Source organism: Candidatus Tisiphia endosymbiont of Temnostethus pusillus (assembly GCF_964264675.1).
Classification (GTDB): domain Bacteria; phylum Pseudomonadota; class Alphaproteobacteria; order Rickettsiales; family Rickettsiaceae; genus Tisiphia.
The window spans coordinates 756,202-774,984 of record NZ_OZ183472.1 but is presented as its reverse complement, the minus strand read 5'-3'; the positions used below and the strand labels follow the sequence as shown (position 1 = coordinate 774,984).

The following is an 18,783-nucleotide window of genomic DNA, read 5'->3' as shown; positions in this document are numbered from 1 at the left end:
AGAAAATTAAGAGGATGGATATCCTCTTCTGCTTTAAAAAAATGTCATCCCTGCTTCGGTGCAGGATATCATAGTACATTTTTTATATAACCACTATTAAAATGGCTGCTGATCGTCATTGCCAGGAGTCGCGAGAAAGCGGCGAAGCGGCAATCTTTATGCAGTATTACACCTCACTTCACTAGATCGCCACGGCATCTAACGCACAACTGTTGAAAGTTTACAAATACCTATACCATTTCTATCCCATACACCGCATACTAACCTCGTTTTATGGCACAATTTTGATCCTATCCATCTCGAAGATAAGTCGCGTTAGCCGCTTTAAGAATGCATTTTTCCTTATATTAAAACCGCTTCCTCTTCTAACTTTCAACAGTTGATGACATCGGAGCTATTAAACCGATGTCTTACATCAATAGTTGAGGTTAACTATACTGAAAAACTTAAAGTATTTGTAAAAATATCATAAGTTACAAAAAAGTTACTATTTATTAGAGTTATTAATATAATTTTCGTGATGTTATTTGATATTACTTGATTACTGGCTATAAACCTGTCTTAATCTACTGAAAGACGTCTTGTATCGCTAAATTATGAAAGAGGAAGTTTTGGAAAAAAATTAAGTAAGGAGTATAAGTGGAACAAGATATGTATAATTCCTTACTTAATTTTGACAATAAGATTACCTTACAAGAATGAAGTTATGCAAGAGCCTATTTCTACATACTAAAATGTAATACTGGAGTACCAGTAGTACAAACGCTGTCATTCCCACCGTAACTCGGATGACAGCTCTATGTGTAGTAACACAACTAAAGTTTAGCAGCAGGTTTAGATAATATAAAATCTAACTGCTACTAATTAAATAATGAAAACAATAACTATACCAGGAGGATATTATGTCTAAAATAGCTCAGATATTTCAGAAGAGATCTAGTCCAAATAAGAGTACTAGTCCAGATAAGAGTACTAGTCCAGATAAGAGTGCTAGTCTAGATAAGAGTGCTAGTCTAGATAGGAGTACTAGTAATGATACTAGTACTGATCCTGTTTTAGCACTCAAATTTAAATATTTCCAAGATGCGCTTGGAGTTTTAAATCAACAATATGGTGATATACAAAAGATCCGTACGGCTCTCGAACAATCCAGTTATACTGAGGCTCAGGATAAATATAAACGTTTACATGACGAGATCAAAGAAGATCGTATCCTTAAACCTGAGGAAACAAAGCAATTATTATTTAAGATATACGAGTCCCAAGCTATTAGTGCTTTCCGAGCAAGCGAGTTTAAAGAACATAATACACATTTATTACATGCGTATAAAAATTATGCTCCTGGTAGAGATGAATCTATAATAGGACTAGAACGATGGGTGGAGATATATAAAGCACTTGGTGAAAATGCAAAAGACGTACCCAGCATTTCTAAAAAATACAATAGTTTATTAGAAAAGGTTGCAACAGAAGTTCAGTTACTAATTAAGCTTGGAAAACATGACCAAGCTCGTGCAGAAATGAAGTATTTGAATGAAAATAGCCATAATTTCCAAATATTTGATCTATACTTTAGTACAATAAAAGATCCAAAGGAAGCTTTGAAGTATTTTGAAGACAAATCAAATAATAATCTTACTACACAACGTCAAGATATTTGTAATATCCTTAAAAAATGGCAAGTTGACCTTAGTAAGCAAGTTGATGATCAAGAAGTTGCTGCCAAAGCTGCTACCTATGCTTCAAAGTACAACCCAAATCCAACAGTTGCTACGGCCCCTGTAAAGAAAGCTGTAAAGAAAGCTGTAAAAGAAGTTGAAAGAGATAAAGAGAAATATGACAAATCTACCCTTAAGTTAAAGACGGTTGTAACTGTTGATGAACAGGAGAAACAGATAAAGGAACTTACAGCTAAACACGAAGCTGAATTAAAAGCTGAATTAGAGAAACTTAGAACTGAACACAAAGCTGAATTAGAGGCACTTAAACCTAAAGATTCACCTACAAAAGATACTAAAGTGGGTGAAGCCGTTGACTTTTCTCCTACTTCATCTCTACTAACATCGTATACCAGTATCCCACTTGTTGTGGAAGTTGCTGAAAAGACTCCTACAGCTCCCGTAGTTAAGGTCGTTACTCCTCTTGCCGAAGGGGTTTTAAAAGAGTTAACTAAGTTAGCTAACTCGATTACGTCAGTTAATCATTATGAGGACGAGTATAAGATTGATAAAGATAAGGCTAAAAGTCTTTTGAGTGAAGCTGTTAAAGAGAATCCTGATGTATATAAAACTATAGATGATCCTAAAATTTTGGTGCTTCTTGCTGACGTTCTTTTGTCTTCAAATAAAATGGAGAAAGCAAGAATAGTTTGTAAAAAGGCTCTTGCTGTTGATCCAAAGATATGGGAAGCTACTGTGGAAGAGATAGTTTTGCTAAATTTAGCTGGAGTTCTTTTACCTTCAGATCAACCAAAGGCTGAACAAATTTATAGTAAAGTTATGAATTTTCGTTTTATTTATAAAAATGAAAAAAATACGTATGTAGTTGATACTAATAGGATGATGAAGATATCTAAGATTCTTGCTCAAGATGGATATGGAGATGAAGAGAGGGATTGCTTAGCTAAGGTCTGTTTAGGTGGTAAAGTATATCAGAAAGTACAAGCTCTAGATTGTTACCCACATACAGATGCTACTGCTACTAAAAGACAAGAGATTATTGAACAATTGCAACAGTCGATTAAGCAAATACCGAAGTCAAACCCTACTGGGTTTGAGGGCAAAGTCTATGCGTTCTATTCAATGCTTTATCCTTTTTTTAAAGAATCTTCAGAATTCTGTCGGGATATGCAAGAAGAATACAAAACTCATCACTTGAATCCTACACTCTATATTTATCCTCCTAATGAAGGATATACTGCCGATATCCTCGGTTTGTGTGCTGCTAGCGAGTCTAGAGAATAAAGTCCCATAAATTATTCCTCCTACTTCAAAGCCATTAACAGCTTTTGAGGTAGGAGAGGTAGTTGCTTAGGGTAATTTTAAAATTGGGCTGTTTAAACAGCCCGGCTTTTAAATTAGATATCTTTCGAAACTCTATTTCTGCTGGTAATTTGTGCGTCGATCCGGTACTCGAATCCTCACGTACATTTAGTACGCTGCAGTTCTGCGTTCCGTGTCTCCTACAAATTCCCTAGCATAAGCGAGTTTCGAAAGATATCTATTGTTCTGTTGCTATCCACAAGCGGCTAGTTTCGAGAGAAGTCCAATGTTAAAAAAATACTAAAAAGATAAAATATCGAATAGGCAAATAGTTTTTTAGCTTGTTTATGATCTTTATCACTAAACAGAGAGGCAGCATAGTATAAAAAAATTAGCCCCAGTATCAATGCAGTCACTAAATATACAATATTACTTATTCCTAAAAAAAAGGGCGTAAATGAAGTAATAACCATAATGATACTATAGGCAAGAATTTGCTTTTTAGTATAATATTCTCCCTTTACCACTGGCATCATCGGGACACCACAATCTTTGTAGTCTTCTGAGCGAAAAATTGCTAATGCCCACGAGTGTGGCGGTGTCCAGGTTAGAATAATCATAAATAAAGAAAAGGAGAAAAGTGAAATCTCATTAGTTACTGTTGCCCAGCCAATCATAGGAGGCAATGCACCTGCAACCCCTCCAATAACTATATTTTGCATTGTCGAACGTTTTAACCACATAGTATAAATGAAGACATAATACAATATGGTTATTAGTAACAATAAAGCAGATAGTAGATTAACACAAAGTCCCATCAAAAAAACTGAAAAGAACCCCACAACCACGCCAAAAGCTAAAGCATCCTGTGGTTCTATAACACCGGTAACTAGAGGTCTATTTTGTGTACGTTTCATTATCGCATCAATATCCCTATCATACCACATGTTAATAGCTGCACTACTACCAGCTCCAAGTGTAATACAAAGCATAGCGATGCAAGCTATAAATGGATGGATGGGGTATGGAGCAAGCCATAGACCGGAAAAGCTGGTAAATACAACAAGTGCCATAACTCTTGGCTTCATGAGTAGGATATAGTCCATAACTGAGCTATTATTAGACCTTTTTTTAATAGTATTCATGCCTATCTTAGCAAAAGAATTATTAATATAATTAGAGGAATTATTCATATATTTTCATCTTAAGAAAATTTATTATTTCTAGGGAATCCACTAGGAGGGATTTTACCAACCGAACCTCGTCGTCCAAGAAATGGTAAAATATCTTTCTCTACCCTAATCTTTTCTCCTACTTTCCAGCTTAGTCCTAAACTACTATCAAATATCTTGACATCCATAAGTTTAGCATTTTTGAACTTTTGTAGAATTACCCCTTGTCCTCGTTTCATTATTGGTATTTCGTCTAGTTTAAATACTAGTAATTTCCGGTTCTCACCTATACAAGCTATACAATCACCTTCTACAGGCACACAAGCAATACAGGAATGATTTGCAGGAATTTGCATAATTTGCTTACCGAGTTTAGTTTGTGCTACTACCTCATCTGAATCAATGATAAAGCCTTTGCCAATACTACTTGCCAATAAAAGTTTTTGGGTAGTCTTATAGACCAACATGCTTACTATTTCTTCATTACCTATATCTATCATCAATTTTATAGATTCTCCATTGCCTTTGCCTTTAAATATATTATCGGCTAGGATAGTGAAAAAACGCCCCGCTGCACTTAATATAAGAATTTTGTCAGTAGTATAGCCTTCTAGAATAAAATTTTCTGCGTCTCCTTCCTTATATTTAACAGTTGATAAATCGTTATTATGACCTTTTAAAGAGCGAATCCACCCCATTTTGGAACAAATTATGGTGATAGGTTCTTTGGTTATAAAAGCTGAAATATCAACAATCTGAGCAACAATATTAGCTTCTTCAAAACTAGTTCGGCGTAACCCCAATTTAGTGCTAAAACCAAACTTTGTTTGCACCATTTTAACTTCTTTCTTAACTATCTTTTTTAATTCACTCGGGTCTTGTAGAATTTTCTGTAAATTCGCATGTTCTTTTTCGAGTAGATTATGCTCGTTAATAATTTCTTGTTCTTCCAATTTTCTTAAAGATCGCAATCTTGTATTAAGAATTGCTTCAACTTGCACATCAGTTAAAGCAAACTTAGCTATCATTACTTGTTTAGGTTCATCTTCTTCACGAATAATTTTAATTATTTCATCCAAATTTAAGTAAGCTATTCTTAGACCTTTGAGAACTTCCAACCTATGTTCAATTTTGCCAATAAGAAATTTAGATCTGCGAGTAATAATATTTTGTCGGTGTAATAAAAACTCCTGCAATATTTCCAGTATATTAGCTACTTTAGGAATATTATTTGAACCTATAACATTCATATTAAGTTGAATTCTATTCTCTAGAACTGTTAATTTGAACAATGACTCCATAATAACATTAGGAGCACAATTACGATCTCTAGGTTCAATAATTAATCTTATATCTTCTGTAGATTCATCTCTAATATTGCTTATTAAAGGAATTTTTTTGTCTTTTAACAGTACAGCTATTTGTTCGATAAGTTTAGATTTTTGTACTTGATAAGGTATTTCAGTAATTACTATCTGATATAAACCATAACTTAGGTCTTCCTTTGCCCATCTTGCTCTTACTCTAAAGCTACCACGCCCTACGCTATAGGCTAGGCGGATTGAATCTATTCTATCAATAATTATTCCACCGGTTGGAAAGTCAGGACCTTTGACAAATTGCAAAATATCGTTAACATTTGATTGAGGATGGTCAATTAAATATATTAGTGCATCACATAATTCATGTAAATTATGTGGTGGTATACTGGTTGCCATTCCAACTGCTATACCTTCTGAACCATTAGCCAGTAAATTAGGAAACATAGCAGGCATAATGACTGGTTCGGTATCGGAATCATCATAGGTAGCACGAAAATCTACAGTATCTTGATCTATATCTGACATTAATAAGGTACAAATTTCTGTCATTCTTGATTCCGTATAACGCATAGCTGCAGCGTTATCGCCATCAATAGAACCAAAATTTCCTTGTCCATCAATTAGTGGATATCTGAGAGAAAAATTTTGTGCAAGACGTACTAATGTATCATACAGTGCAACGTCACTATGTGGGTGATATTTACCCATTACATCACCGACAACTCTTGCACATTTCTTATGGGCAGAGGTCGGTTCTAACTTTAGTTGGAGCATGCCATACAATAATCTGCGATGCACTGGTTTTAATCCATCACGAACGTCTGGCAAGGATCTTGACATAATTGTTGATAGAGCATAAGAGAGGTAACGCTCTGATAATGCATTACCAAAGTCTATATTTTCTATTTTAGCATCATCTATCATACAAAACTTTTTCTTATATTTATTCCGTGTTCAGTATAATATCCTAAATATATGCTAGCACTAATAGCAAAATGATATTAAATAATAGAAATTATACTTTTTCTTCAATACTTGAGGTTATTATAGGAATTATACCTTACTCCTGTACAAGGCATAATACTTTAAACAATAGTCCCATTTTATTGGGAGCGATTAGTCTGTCAAGTTGTTTTGCTATTATATTTGCTTCTATAGTGGATAATGTATTTTGCAAGATTTGACTTCGCAATAATATACCATTATTAATCAAAAAGTCACGCTGTGTTATTGAACCATAAACATTTACTCCTATATTGATGCTTACTGTTTTTAAGGCATAAAAGTCAACATGAGCCGATAAATCTGCTTCCCCTAAAGTTTCAAGCAGAGGATAATATTTATGATTTTTTATTGCTTGTAAGGTAGGATTATATTGGTTACGCGTCCTTTTTATTGGATCTATATCATAACCATAATCGATAACCAAGCTTGCCCCACCAAATTTCATGATATGCTGGCTGATAAATTTTATAATTTCTAATGATTTAGGTGATTCTTCTATCACTGCCCCATCACGTGCGTTTGAGTGTTCTTGCAGCAGATAACGTTGCAATTCCTTACTAACTTCTATTTTATCGAATTTAATTTTACCATCAGCTGGGTCAATAATAAGTGTTGATTCATACCAAAGTTCTTTAGCTTTAATATATTGCTTGATTGGCATAGCGTCAAAAAATTCGTTAGCTATTATAATAGAAGGAATTTTAGAGATATATTGTACTGCTGTATGGTGTTTGATAGGTAAACCCGCCATCTTTAGGTTTGTTTGTTGTTTCTTGATGAAATGGGGATTAATATCAATTAATTCTATTGAGAGAGATTGGTAAAATTTTGGAACTAATTTAGCAACATTGAGCAAATCCCGCATTAATACTCCCTGCCCAGGACCTAGCTCAACTAAATTAGTTTTTTGAGGGCAATCCATTTTATACCATTGGTCAATAGCCCATAAAGCTATCATTTCACCAAAAAGCTGAGAGATTTCTGGAGCTGTGGTAAAATCTCCTAGATAACCTAACTTGTCTTGTTTTTGGTAGTAAGAAGAAGAATTTACCGACATTACTTGAAGCATCATTTCATCAAGCTTAATACTACCATTCTGTTCAATAAGTTTTCTTATTTTGGAGTCGATTGGCATCTAATTTGTATTATTAAATAGATTCCTACTATTAGCATCGGTAATGATAAAATTTGCCCTACAGTTACATTATTAAAAATAAGACTTGTATAACAATCTTCTGGTTCACGAAACATTTCTATAATAATTCGAAACACCGAATAGAATATTAGAAATATAGCAGAATTCAAACCATAGATTTTTATGCTTTTATATCTAAAAGTAGCATAAGCTAGAATTAAAAATAATATAATTCCTTCAAAAAATGCCTCATAGAGTTGGCTAGGATGTCTTATTTGTAAGTCACTATTTGGAAAGATCATTCCCCAAGGCATTGTAGTCACTCTGCCATATAATTCGCCATTAATAAAATTGGCTATTCTACCTAAAAATAAACCGATAGGACCAACTGTAGCTAATATATCACCTAGGCAAAAGAATTTAATTTTATATTTGTGGCAGAAAAAATAGCAAGATACAGCTATACCAATAATGCCGCCATGAAAGGACATACCACCCTCATAGGTCTTTAAAATGCTAATAGGATTAGAAAAATATTTAATCGGATCATATAGTACTACCTGACCTAATCTAGCACCTATTACAATGCCTAAAACAACCCAAGTAATAAAATTTTCGAAGGCTTCCGTGGTAACACTAACATCGAATCTTTTTATAATTTTATAAGCATAAAACCACCCAAATATTACGCCAAAAACGTAAGCCATAGAGTACCAATAAACGCTAAATGGTCCAATAGAGAAAATAACAGGATTGATATTTGGAAAGGTCATACGGTCATTATATACGCAAGCTTCATCGATTGCAAGCAATCGGAGAAAAATATTAACTACCACTTAAATAGATATTATTTTTAGTCAAATATAATCTTTTTTATAAAATATTCATTATAATGCTTAGTGTACATTATAATTATTGTATACTACAAGAATTAGGTAGAAAAATAATTATTCTTATACCAAATTAATGTTATCTATCTTTAACAAAAAGGTTGGCTTATATGACAGTACAATATTTATTGGATATTTATCGTAAATATGATAAAGAGATTTTAATGTTAATAACTATGATAGCTTCGATCATTCCATTGATTATTTTTATTAAAACAATAATCTTTTCAATGATCAAAAAATATATTGATCAATGGCATCATGATTATGAAATAATATTTAAAAAATATTCTATATACACCTATTTATTACATACATTACTAGCTTTATATATTATATTTTGGGGCAATATCTTACAGTCATTTCCTACTTTACCTTGGATAATTAGCATCAAGAATATCGCGATAATCCTCTATACAGGCGGTTTCGTTACAATGCTAATCTTATCTCTTATCGATACTTTTGCAGATATTTATCGAAATAGACTAACAATTTCTATCCAATCCTATTTAAGTTTATACACTCAAATATTGAAAATATTTATTATTTCTATTGCTACCATTATAATTATTTCCAGTATTCTAAATGTTTCCCTTAGTGCATTTTTTACTAGCTTAGGAGCAGCAGCAGCGTTGTTAACCTTTCTGTTTAAGGACACTGTTGTGGCTTTGCTATCAAGCTTACAGCTAATTTCGCAGGATATAATACGAATTGGCGATTTTGTTAGTATTAGCCAGTATAATGTTGAAGGTACTGTAGAGAAAATTACTATTACATCCGTTAAAATTAGGAATAGTGATCAAACTATTTCGACAATACCCACTTCTAGTCTTTTAACAACTAATGTAGTGAACTCGCGTGGTATAACTGACTCAATGGCAAAAAAAATTCAGGGACCAATCTGTATTGACATAAATACTATTGCATTGGTGTCAACTGTATCTTTTATACAAGAATTGAAAAAATCACCATATTTAACAAAAGAAGCAATGGATAAAGTGAGTTTGGAACAGCTAGGTGACTATGTAACAAATATCAAAATATTTAGACTGTATGTAAAAGAATATTTGAGAAATCACCCGATGATATGTCAACAAGATTTTACATTTCTAGTACGTCAGCTGCCTGCAACTCCTAATGGTTTACCAATAGAGTTATATGTCTTTACTCATGAAATAAGGAAGGGTATATATGAAGATATTCAATCAGATATTTTTGATCATTTGTTTGCAGTGCTACCTGAATTCAAATTAAAAATATTTCAAAATAGTAATTAACTAAAATGATATAATAATGACTTTAGAGACCAAACTTAATTTAGCTTCTGCCTACCAAATTCTTGCAATTTTAGGCTTAGACGATCATACATATACTCATCTATCGGCAAGGCCTAAAGGAGCTGATTTTTACTATATTTATCCTTTTGGCTTAAGGTTTGAGGAAGTAACTAGCGATAATTTACTGCAAGTTAGTTTGGATGGAACAGTTTTAGAGGGTAGCGAATATAGTTACAATGAAACCGGTTATGTCACTCATGGTAATATCTATAAAACAAGAGAGGATATTTCATCTATCTTTCATTTGCATACTCCTGCAACTGTTGCTGTATCATCTATGCGAGTAGGATTAATGCCAATAAGTCAGTGGGCACTGCATTTTTATGAAAGACTATCTTATCATGAATATAACTCTCTTATACTTACGTCTAATCACAGTAATAAAATGCTTGATGATCTCGGGCAAAATTATGTTATGTTTCTACGTAATCACGGAATATTAGTATGTGGTAGGACAATACATGAAGCTATGTTTTATACTTATCATTTAGAGCAAGCATGTAAAACCCAATGTTTAGCATGTTCCACAAATCAGGAGTTAATCATACCATCTCAAGAAACTTGTAGAAAATCGGTGCAAGATTTATTATCATTTGAAGAAGATTTAGGTAAACGTGACTGGATTGCTTGGCTTAACTTACTTAAGACGGTTTGCGGCAAGCAATGAAGAAATTTTTAGTAATAGTAATTTTGCAGTGTATAGCAATGGAAGCACTATCAAGCATTGAGAGAATAAAGTTGCACTCTTTCGATGACTTAACTAAGAAAATTAGAGGTAAAGATACACTAGTTGTATTTGATATTGATGGGGTTATTCTTGCCGCTAAAGACTCTTATTTAAGCCATGATAATCGGGAAATGCGTCATAAATTTCTTGATGACATTGAAAAATCACATGGTTTAGTTCAGAAAAAGAATATATATGGACTCATTATTGCTCAGATGGAGTATAAGTTAATTGAACCAGTATTAGTAAAGCATTTTTGGTTTTTAAAATTTAATGGTGCTGATATTATTGCTTTAACATCAATGGGACCAAATAATCCATATTTCGATCAGGAGCAAGATCGTGTTGATGTGTTGAAAGATAAAGGATTAATTTTTGATGGAAGGTATCAAGGTTTAATAAAAATTGATGAACAAAACCGACCTCAACCAAAAGTCATTGAAGGAGTTATTTTTGCTAGAGGTTATGAAAAAGGATTAGTGCTTAAAGCATATCTCGATCAACAACGAGCTAATTATAGCAAGATAGTGATGATAGACGATATGTCTCAAAATTTGGATTCTGTTGAAAGATATCTTAAAAATCAGGTTGATAGTATAGTTCTAATAGAATATAGCTACGATAAGTTAGAAGAGCAAAAATCTATAAAAGCTCTCTCCGCTTTGCAGCAAGATTTGGTTAAAACTCAATCTATTTGGTTAAGCGATAAACAAGCCTCTGTTTTGTTACAAATAATAAATAAAGATAAAACTGAATGATAAAAAGTAAAAGAGACAAAATCGTAAATCATTGTTTTGCACGCGAATCACCGAAGTTTTGTGGCATCAATTTTTCAAAGGAGAAGAGTATATTTTTATGATTAATTTGATAATAATTGCAGTAATTTTTATTTTCTTTTACTTTGTTATCGTAAATTACAAAAGGATTATTAAATTCTTGCCAAAAGGTAATAAAAACTTACATATTAGTGATCTTACTATTAGGACGCGTACTTTAAATGCTGATGAAATTCTTAAATTTTCTCGAGAAAGACAAAATAACCAAAATGTTGCTTGGAACAACACTTTTTCACCAAAAAATTCAATGGAAAAGATTGATGAAGATAAAATACAGGAACATTTATATAAAAACAAAGTCACAGAATGCTTGGAATTAGTTAAAAAGGAGATAAAAGATTTCCAGTTCAATTCCATCACTAATAGTTTAATGATCCCTTTGTGTGTTCCATATTCAGATAGAAATAATGTAAAACAATTTGGAAGTGTTTGGGATCCTAGAACAAAATCTTGGTTCTGGTCATTTGATAAAGATACGAAACTAATTGAAAAGTGGTTACCTCGAATGTATCAGAAAAATGCAACTCCAATTATTCTGCCAAGATTAGTTCCTGAGCCTCTTTGGTATTTAAATTTACGTTCATTATTGCCAAAAGAAGAATGGGATTATTTGAGAAAATTAACTTATGAAGAGTCAGGTTATCGTTGTATTATATGCGGTTGCAAGGGTAAAAAATGGCCGGTAGAATGTGATGAAATATGGTCATATGACGATGATTATTCTAAAGAATACAGTATGGTTTGTTTCCAAGGATTGCAGTCTCTATGTCCATATTGTCACCAAGTTCATCATTTTGGTAAAGCTAGGGTTGATGGTAATGATGATATGGCAATGGCTAGACTTATGGTATTAAATGGTTGGTCTATTGAAAAAGCTCAAAAAATTGTTGCAGAATCTTTTGATAAGTGGGAAGAAAGATCATTAAAAAAATGGTTGTTTAACTCAGATGTTTTAGAAACAAGATATAAAATTTATATCCGAGATAATTCTTATCTAAAGAGAGTTGTTGACACTTGATTAAAAGTATAGAAATTGGTTTTTGTTGTCAATATGACTTATCCTAGGAATCTGTCTGACTTTATTAAAAAAGTACACTTCTAGTAACTAATAGCTAAGAATATATTTTAATAATACGTATATAAATAGCAAAAATTAGTGAATTTTTAGAAAAACTATACTATATATTATACTCAAAATATAGAAAAATTTAAATTTTGTTCACAGACCCTAGCTCAAGAATTTATAAGGTTTTGGTAAACCCGGTTAGTACATGCAAATGATTTGGAGAATTGGATTTGAAAATGAGGGACAAGCACACGCAACGTATATAAACCTGAACTCGATGTAACAAGTTACATCGAATTCAGTGTTATATATAGAAACAATCAGGTTTGAAGCAATTTTACACCTGATTGTTAAAATATGACACTCCATTCAATAATATACTTGCAGCAAAACTGCATAACTCTATTAAATTTTTTTGCTAGTATGAATTTATTGTATAAATTTGGATTTCTACTATGCAAATATCACCGATTAATAAAAAACAGATTAATAAAAAACTAGTTGAAAAAGTAGCAATCATATTATAATATTTGAAATATTAATAATAATGATAATTAATCAAATGAAAAAACCAAAAGTAGCGACCTTAAGTGCTGAAGAACGAGAAGAACTAATACAGCATGTCAAGGAAAGTTCATTAACGGGAGATGAACAGCAAACGATAGTAGAGCTTGTGAAGTTTTGTAACGAGCTAATAGACAAGCTAGCATCATCAAATATCAGTATAAATAAGCTTAAGGAAATGCTGATTGGTTTTAAGGCAGATAACAAAAAAAAGATAGTTCAGATTCATTAAAAGAACCGCCAGGTGAATCTGATAACGGGAATGGTGGTAATGAAGGAGAGTGCGATAAGCCCAAAAAGATAGATCGTAGTAATTGGCAAGGTAAATATGGGTTTGATGATTATAAGGATGCGAATACCAGCTATTTAACTCCTGAGAATTTTTGTAGTGGTGATAGCTGTCCTCACTGCTATAATGGCAAACACTATAATAGTGAAGCTAGAAAATTGCTACAATTTACAGGTAATGCTCCAATTACAGTCAACAGATATGTAAAGAAAACGCTACGTTGTAATGCTTGCGATTATACAGTTATGAACAATAAAAATATCAACAAATGGACAAATAGTAGCAGAAGTGCAATAGTGTTACAAAAGACCTATGGTACTCCTTTCTACCGTTTATCTAGGCTACAGAGTTTAAGCGGGGTTCCTATAGCATACAGCTCGCTATGGCAACAATATTTAGATGTTTGGCAAGAAGGTGGTGGAGCTGAAATTTACGGGGTATTATTGGAAATGGCTGCCGAATGTAGTTCACTGAACCTTGATGATACTAGAGCTAGGATTTTAGAAATTACTATAGCCAATAAAAAATTACGTACTCAAAATAAGAAAGGACGCAGCTGTTATACTACTACAATATGTGCTAAGACTGCAAATAATGAGGTGATAGTTTTATATTTTACCGGTAATAGGCATGGTGGAGAAAATATAGGTAACGTACTAAAGAATCGTAAGAATAGAACAGATTCTATCCAATTAATGACTGACGCAAGTAACAATAATAACCCGGTATTATCAGAAGCAGATAAAGAATTACTGGCAATAATAGTGATGATCAATTGTTTGTCACATGGTCAGAGAAAATTTACAGAGAATGAACTATATTACCCTGAAGAATGCGGATATTTTCTCAAACAAACACGTGGGATTTACCACAATGAACATCAATGTAAAGAGATGAGTCCTGAAGAGAAACTTGGGTATCATCAGGAACATAGCAGTAAATATATAGAAAACATATATAACAAAATAGACGAATTATTTAACGACAAGAAAGTTGAGCCTAATAGTAGGCTTGGACAAGCTATGAAATATTGGATAAATAATAAAGAAGGTTTGACCCAATTTTTAAAAATCCCAGTTAGCAATCTTGATAATAATTGGGCTGAGAGATCACTGCGTACCATTATTTTACAAAGGAAGAATTCATTATTCTTTAAAACAATCAATAGTGCTAAGATACATAGTGGTCTGTATAGTATAGTAAAGACTTGTAGTGAGAACGAGATCAATGCCTTTAAATATTTAAATTGGCTACAAGAGAATAGTAACAAAGCAAAGAAGCATCCTGAGGATTATACGCCTTTTGCCTATGCAAGATATATGAATAATACGGAATTAATCGAGACAGCAGCTTAAACGACAGGAAGCCAATCATTAGAGAATTTGGCAGAACTAGGATCGCCATTATGAATAAGAATGTGTAAGGTTCTATAACAAATTTGATAAGATGAATTATCAGATGGGAAAAGTTTTGCGGTAAATTTACCTTTGGATAGGCGTTTAGAGCATAGCCAAAAGCCTTGACCGTCAAAGGACAAAATTTTAATGGCAGTTCTGTTTTTATTATAGAATAAAAACAAGGAACCATTAAGAGGGTCGGAAGAAAGTTTTTGTCTACAAACAGCGATTAAGCCATCGATACCCTTGCGAAAATCGATGGCAATAGTGGCAACAAAAATAACTGACGCCGGGGTTAGTTGCAGCATAAAAATGTCTGAATTATAGTTTTTGGCTCTAGTGTTTGGATAATAAGCTTGGTACCATTTGGTTTAATAATGTGACAAGTATAGTGATTTTGTTTGGGAGTAGCTACAGGATCGGTACTTTATAGAGAACCACTATAGGGTAGTGATTTTACATAGTTTTCCATAAATTCCCAATCTAGTGTTCCCTGTCGTGTTGTTGGTAATTTAATCCTTGCACTACTAACAATATTTTTTCCATATTTTCTACCAAAGGAATATCTGTATCTTTCCAAATCAAGCACAGTTACTAAAAACATGGCATTATACTTATTTAATTTCTGATGATAACCTAAGGTTAATGTTGTAGAACCAATAAAATCAAATGGTTGGTAATTTGTGTATCCAATCGAACCCTGTCCATCGCCTATAAATACTATACTATTGCCTTTGGAGATTAGATTATCAATCTGTTACAACTTTTTCCATAACACCGTTATTGGTCTTTTTAGCTCCTATGTAAAAAACATCCTCTCCACTAGTTAACAATACTGAAGCATTACTGCATTTAGCTTTTTCTAAAATTTCAAATATATCTGAAATGTAGAAATATTGCCAATTTATAGTTTCTAAACTAATATCTTGATTAGAGAATACACTATTTGTTGCAAGTTGTATATAGTTATTCAGAAATAAAAATCCAACATAATCTTTAATAGTTTTAATAAAATCATTTTCTGTTAGTCTGGTGTAATCTGTTTCCATATATGCTTCGGCACACCATTCTTGTTCTGAGGTAACATTATTTATTATACTTATACCAGCAACGCTCTCTTTATTAATGTATTTTTCTAACCAAAAATCTTTTATATTCTTCCAGCAATCATTCTTGTCAATTCTACCGCTATTTTTTTGTTTTACGAATCCATCATTTTTAAAATAGCCAAAGAATGTTTTTTTATTTTTAAGATGTGTATAGTGTGCCTTAAGAATTAATATACAGCTATTGACATTGATTGGATGGAATAAATCGTTTGGCATAGAAAAAACTGCCTCTAAACTATGCTTCTCTAGCAATCTTTTTTTAACTTCAATTACTTTACTAGCGTCAGAAACAACCGTGGACATTTGACAAATAGCAATACAAATGCCACCTTTAGTCAAACATTCTAAAGTATTCTCTATGAACTCTAATTGTTCATCAGCATTTCCATCTTGGTAAGGTGGATTTAAAAAGCCCTTTGTTGGCTTTTGCTCTTTTATTATTTCTTTGTTCTTCTCATCAAAGCAACTGCCATACAAAATATGACTTTTACCATCTCCTCTCATCATCATGTTAGAGCAAGCATGAGAAAACATATCAGCTCTTTTCTCGATGCCAATTAATTGGCTTGATTTTATCTTTTTATGTTTATCTGTATTATTTCCTGCTTTTTTAAGCATGTAATTCATTGCAGCTACTAAAAAACCAGCTGTTCCACAACAAGGATCAAAAACAATATCATCAGTGCTTAATTCTGCGATATCACAAAAGAAATCTGTAATATGGCAGGGGGTTAATACAAGACCAGTTTTTTTGTCACTTCCAGCATATCTTATAAATTGGGTATAAAATTTTCCTAAAATATCAAATTGACTTTCATCAATATGGGGTAAAATATCTTGATTGATAGATAAAATAAAATCCCTCAAAAGAGTGTTTTTCTCATCTTTCTTTGTCTTTTTATTGTAAATTATATCAGAACTAAAATCATTATTGTTTCTAAATTTTGAGTATTCTAAAATTATAATTTGTCTTTTCTCAGAATCTAAATCATTTTGCTTCAAAACACTTTCACAAGCAGATAATAGGGCTGCAGTTAGCTCTTTGTTGGATGTGTAATATTTGTAGCTATTCAAAAAGGGAGCATGTTGCAATGCAATTAAAATTGCACTTATTAACGTACATCTTTCGACTTCTGGTATAGAATAATTATGCAAAAATGAATTATATTCTATTGCTTTCTTAATAAGCTCTTCTTCTGCAAATGGCTTAGATTGCTGTTTGATAATATTTCCAATTTCTATGGATTTTAGAAGAATCTTGTCGGGCATACCTTTATAGGTATAATGTTGTTTTAGCCACAAAAAAGTTGTGATTTTTTTCTCTATTTCATTTTGTCCACTAACTGCAATAGCGATTATATTAAAAGCATCTTTTAAATAACAAGCATATAATAAAACACCATCTACAGCATAATCTTTATATAGGTTTCTATTTTTACTTTCATGTTGTGATATGCTTGCCTTGCATTCTATGACAATTAAATTATCCGGATTATTTTTAAAAGATATAATAAATTCAGGACGTCCTGCACCATTACCACTTTTTGAAGAATTTTTTAGTAATTTATCTATTTTGGGATTTATTGATGATTGCTCTTCTATTATAAGGTTATCATCATTATAATAACCTTTCTCTCGTAATAGATTCCTAACAATATTTTCAGTTATACGTTCATTTAACATAAAAGCCAATAAATTAGACTTCTTTCGAAACTCACTTATGTGCAAGGGTTTGAAGGAGACACTTCACCTTGAACCGTAGCATACTTGAATGTACGTAAGGAGTAGAGTGTCGGTATCATGTACAAATCACCAGCAGAAATAGAGTTTCGAAAGAAGTTATTGAACCACAATACCCTATAGATTCGTTATAGCTAACTCGAATAGATTCCTGATCTAGAACATATAACGGATTAACTATAAAACTCATCCTTCCCGCATGACAATATATCACAAAAATCAACTACACTAATAGATATATGCAAATTATTTGATAAATTTTTTATAAAATCATCGACAAATCAATAATCAACTCTTCAAATTGCTGATTATTAGAATATTCTAGAGTTACCTTGTCCTTTATTTGGTTTTTGAACCAAGTAATTTGCCTTTTTGCATATTGCCTAGTCTTAATTTGTGCTAGATTTATGGCATTTTGCAAAGTAATTTCATTATTTAAATAGCATAATATTTCCCGTAGACCAATGGTTTTTATTGCAGAAGAATATATATCAGGAAAATCTTTTTTAATTTGAGCTACTTCTTCAATTGCTCCTTCATTAAATAATTTTTCTAACCTAGTATTACATGTTTGATAAAGAAATTCCCTCTTTGGATGTAGAAAAATTACCTTAAAATCAAATGCTGGAAGAATAGATTTATTTTGTAAGCTTTGGAAAGCAAATATAGATTGCCCGGTTTCCATAAATACTTCATAGGCTCTTATAACCCTTTGAGTGTCGTGTTCATTTAACTTCTGAACAGCCAGGTTATCTAGCTCTTTTAGTTTATAAAAAAACTGGGTCGAACCAATTTTAGAGTGTAGCTCTCTAACATATTGTCTAATTTCAGGAGATATTGTTGGTATTTCATTATAACCAAAAAGTAATGAATTAATATATAACCCAGTACCACCAACAATTATTGGTAACTTGCCTCTACTACGAATGTCTGTAATTTTCTCAAGAGCATGATTTACATATTGTATTACTGAAAATTCTTGTTCTATAGATAAAAAATTATAAAGATGATAAGGAATCTCATTACGGTATATTTGTGATGGCGAGGCAGTAATAATGGGAATCTGCCTATATATCTGCATAGAATCACAATTAACTATCTCACCATTATATATTTTAGCTAAATAATGTGCCAAATAAGACTTGCCACTAGCGGTAGGTCCACATATAACTAACATCGAGTCAATAATTTTTTTTGCGTAAGTTAGCTTGAT

Annotated in this window: 15 protein-coding genes; 7 read left to right on the top strand and 8 right to left on the bottom strand. The window is 32.2% G+C overall.

Features of this window, described 5'->3' with window-relative positions:
- Positions 1 to 902: 902 nt before the first annotated feature.
- Positions 903 to 2,963 carry a tetratricopeptide repeat protein gene (locus tag ACFEL2_RS03765; protein WP_375332278.1) on the top strand — a complete coding sequence of 687 codons (2,061 nt, stop codon included), beginning with the start codon at positions 903 to 905 and terminating at the stop codon, positions 2,961 to 2,963.
- A gap of 284 nt (positions 2,964 to 3,247) precedes the next feature.
- Here ACFEL2_RS03765 and cyoE read toward each other — a convergent pair whose 3' ends face one another.
- From cyoE to lgt, 4 genes are all read right to left on the bottom strand, one after another.
- On the bottom strand, positions 3,248 to 4,126 hold the full coding sequence (gene cyoE, locus ACFEL2_RS03755; protein ID WP_375332377.1) for a heme o synthase: 879 nt from the start codon (positions 4,124 to 4,126) through the stop codon (positions 3,248 to 3,250).
- Positions 4,127 to 4,185: 59 nt separating this feature from the next.
- Positions 4,186 to 6,396, bottom strand: a complete 2,211-nt coding sequence (gene parC / locus ACFEL2_RS03750; protein WP_375332376.1) for a DNA topoisomerase IV subunit A — start codon at positions 6,394 to 6,396, stop codon at positions 4,186 to 4,188.
- Positions 6,397 to 6,535: 139 nt separating this feature from the next.
- On the bottom strand, positions 6,536 to 7,615 hold the full coding sequence (locus tag ACFEL2_RS03745) for a class I SAM-dependent methyltransferase (protein WP_341752101.1): 1,080 nt from the start codon (positions 7,613 to 7,615) through the stop codon (positions 6,536 to 6,538).
- Positions 7,594 to 8,388, bottom strand: coding sequence for a prolipoprotein diacylglyceryl transferase (gene lgt, locus ACFEL2_RS03740; protein WP_375332277.1), 795 nt, complete (start codon positions 8,386 to 8,388; stop codon positions 7,594 to 7,596). The genes ACFEL2_RS03745 and lgt overlap by 22 nt, the downstream gene beginning before the upstream one ends.
- 227 nt (positions 8,389 to 8,615) lie before the next feature.
- On the opposite strand from lgt, the gene ACFEL2_RS03735 reads away from it, so the two are divergent.
- The 6 genes from ACFEL2_RS03735 (at position 8,616) to ACFEL2_RS03710 (ending at position 14,679) form a co-directional block, all read left to right on the top strand.
- Entirely contained in the window at positions 8,616 to 9,782 is a 1,167-nt protein-coding gene (locus ACFEL2_RS03735; protein WP_375332276.1) for a mechanosensitive ion channel family protein, read from the top strand.
- Positions 9,783 to 9,798: 16 nt separating this feature from the next.
- Positions 9,799 to 10,509: a class II aldolase/adducin family protein gene (locus ACFEL2_RS03730; RefSeq protein WP_375332275.1), complete on the top strand. Its 711-nt coding sequence runs from the start codon at positions 9,799 to 9,801 to the stop codon at positions 10,507 to 10,509.
- The gene (locus ACFEL2_RS03725) at positions 10,506 to 11,327 is read left to right on the top strand and encodes a DUF2608 domain-containing protein (protein WP_375332274.1); all 822 of its coding nucleotides are present in this window, start codon (positions 10,506 to 10,508) and stop codon (positions 11,325 to 11,327) included. The genes ACFEL2_RS03730 and ACFEL2_RS03725 overlap by 4 nt, the downstream gene beginning before the upstream one ends.
- A 97-nt stretch (positions 11,328 to 11,424) precedes the next feature.
- Complete coding sequence (locus ACFEL2_RS03720) at positions 11,425 to 12,423, top strand: DUF5710 domain-containing protein (RefSeq protein WP_341752106.1); 999 nt, start codon at positions 11,425 to 11,427, stop codon at positions 12,421 to 12,423.
- Positions 12,424 to 13,018: 595 nt separating this feature from the next.
- Positions 13,019 to 13,267: a hypothetical protein gene (locus tag ACFEL2_RS03715; RefSeq protein WP_342259826.1), complete on the top strand. Its 249-nt coding sequence runs from the start codon at positions 13,019 to 13,021 to the stop codon at positions 13,265 to 13,267.
- 215 nt (positions 13,268 to 13,482) lie between these two features.
- On the top strand, positions 13,483 to 14,679 hold the full coding sequence (locus ACFEL2_RS03710; RefSeq protein ID WP_375332273.1) for an IS66 family transposase: 1,197 nt from the start codon (positions 13,483 to 13,485) through the stop codon (positions 14,677 to 14,679).
- Here ACFEL2_RS03710 and tnpB read toward each other — a convergent pair.
- From tnpB to miaA, 4 genes are all read right to left on the bottom strand, one after another.
- Positions 14,676 to 15,029: an IS66 family insertion sequence element accessory protein TnpB gene (gene tnpB / locus ACFEL2_RS03705; protein ID WP_341752109.1), complete on the bottom strand. Its 354-nt coding sequence runs from the start codon at positions 15,027 to 15,029 to the stop codon at positions 14,676 to 14,678. The genes ACFEL2_RS03710 and tnpB overlap by 4 nt on opposite strands.
- Positions 15,030 to 15,148: 119 nt before the next feature.
- Positions 15,149 to 15,463: a restriction endonuclease subunit S gene (locus ACFEL2_RS03700; RefSeq protein WP_375332375.1), complete on the bottom strand. Its 315-nt coding sequence runs from the start codon at positions 15,461 to 15,463 to the stop codon at positions 15,149 to 15,151.
- 7 nt (positions 15,464 to 15,470) lie between these two features.
- Positions 15,471 to 17,513 carry a class I SAM-dependent DNA methyltransferase gene (locus tag ACFEL2_RS03695; RefSeq protein ID WP_375332272.1) on the bottom strand — a complete coding sequence of 681 codons (2,043 nt, stop codon included), beginning with the start codon at positions 17,511 to 17,513 and terminating at the stop codon, positions 15,471 to 15,473.
- Positions 17,514 to 17,832: 319 nt separating this feature from the next.
- Positions 17,833 to 18,747, bottom strand: coding sequence for a tRNA (adenosine(37)-N6)-dimethylallyltransferase MiaA (gene miaA / locus ACFEL2_RS03690; RefSeq protein WP_341752113.1), 915 nt, complete (start codon positions 18,745 to 18,747; stop codon positions 17,833 to 17,835).
- Positions 18,748 to 18,783: the final 36 nt, after the last annotated feature.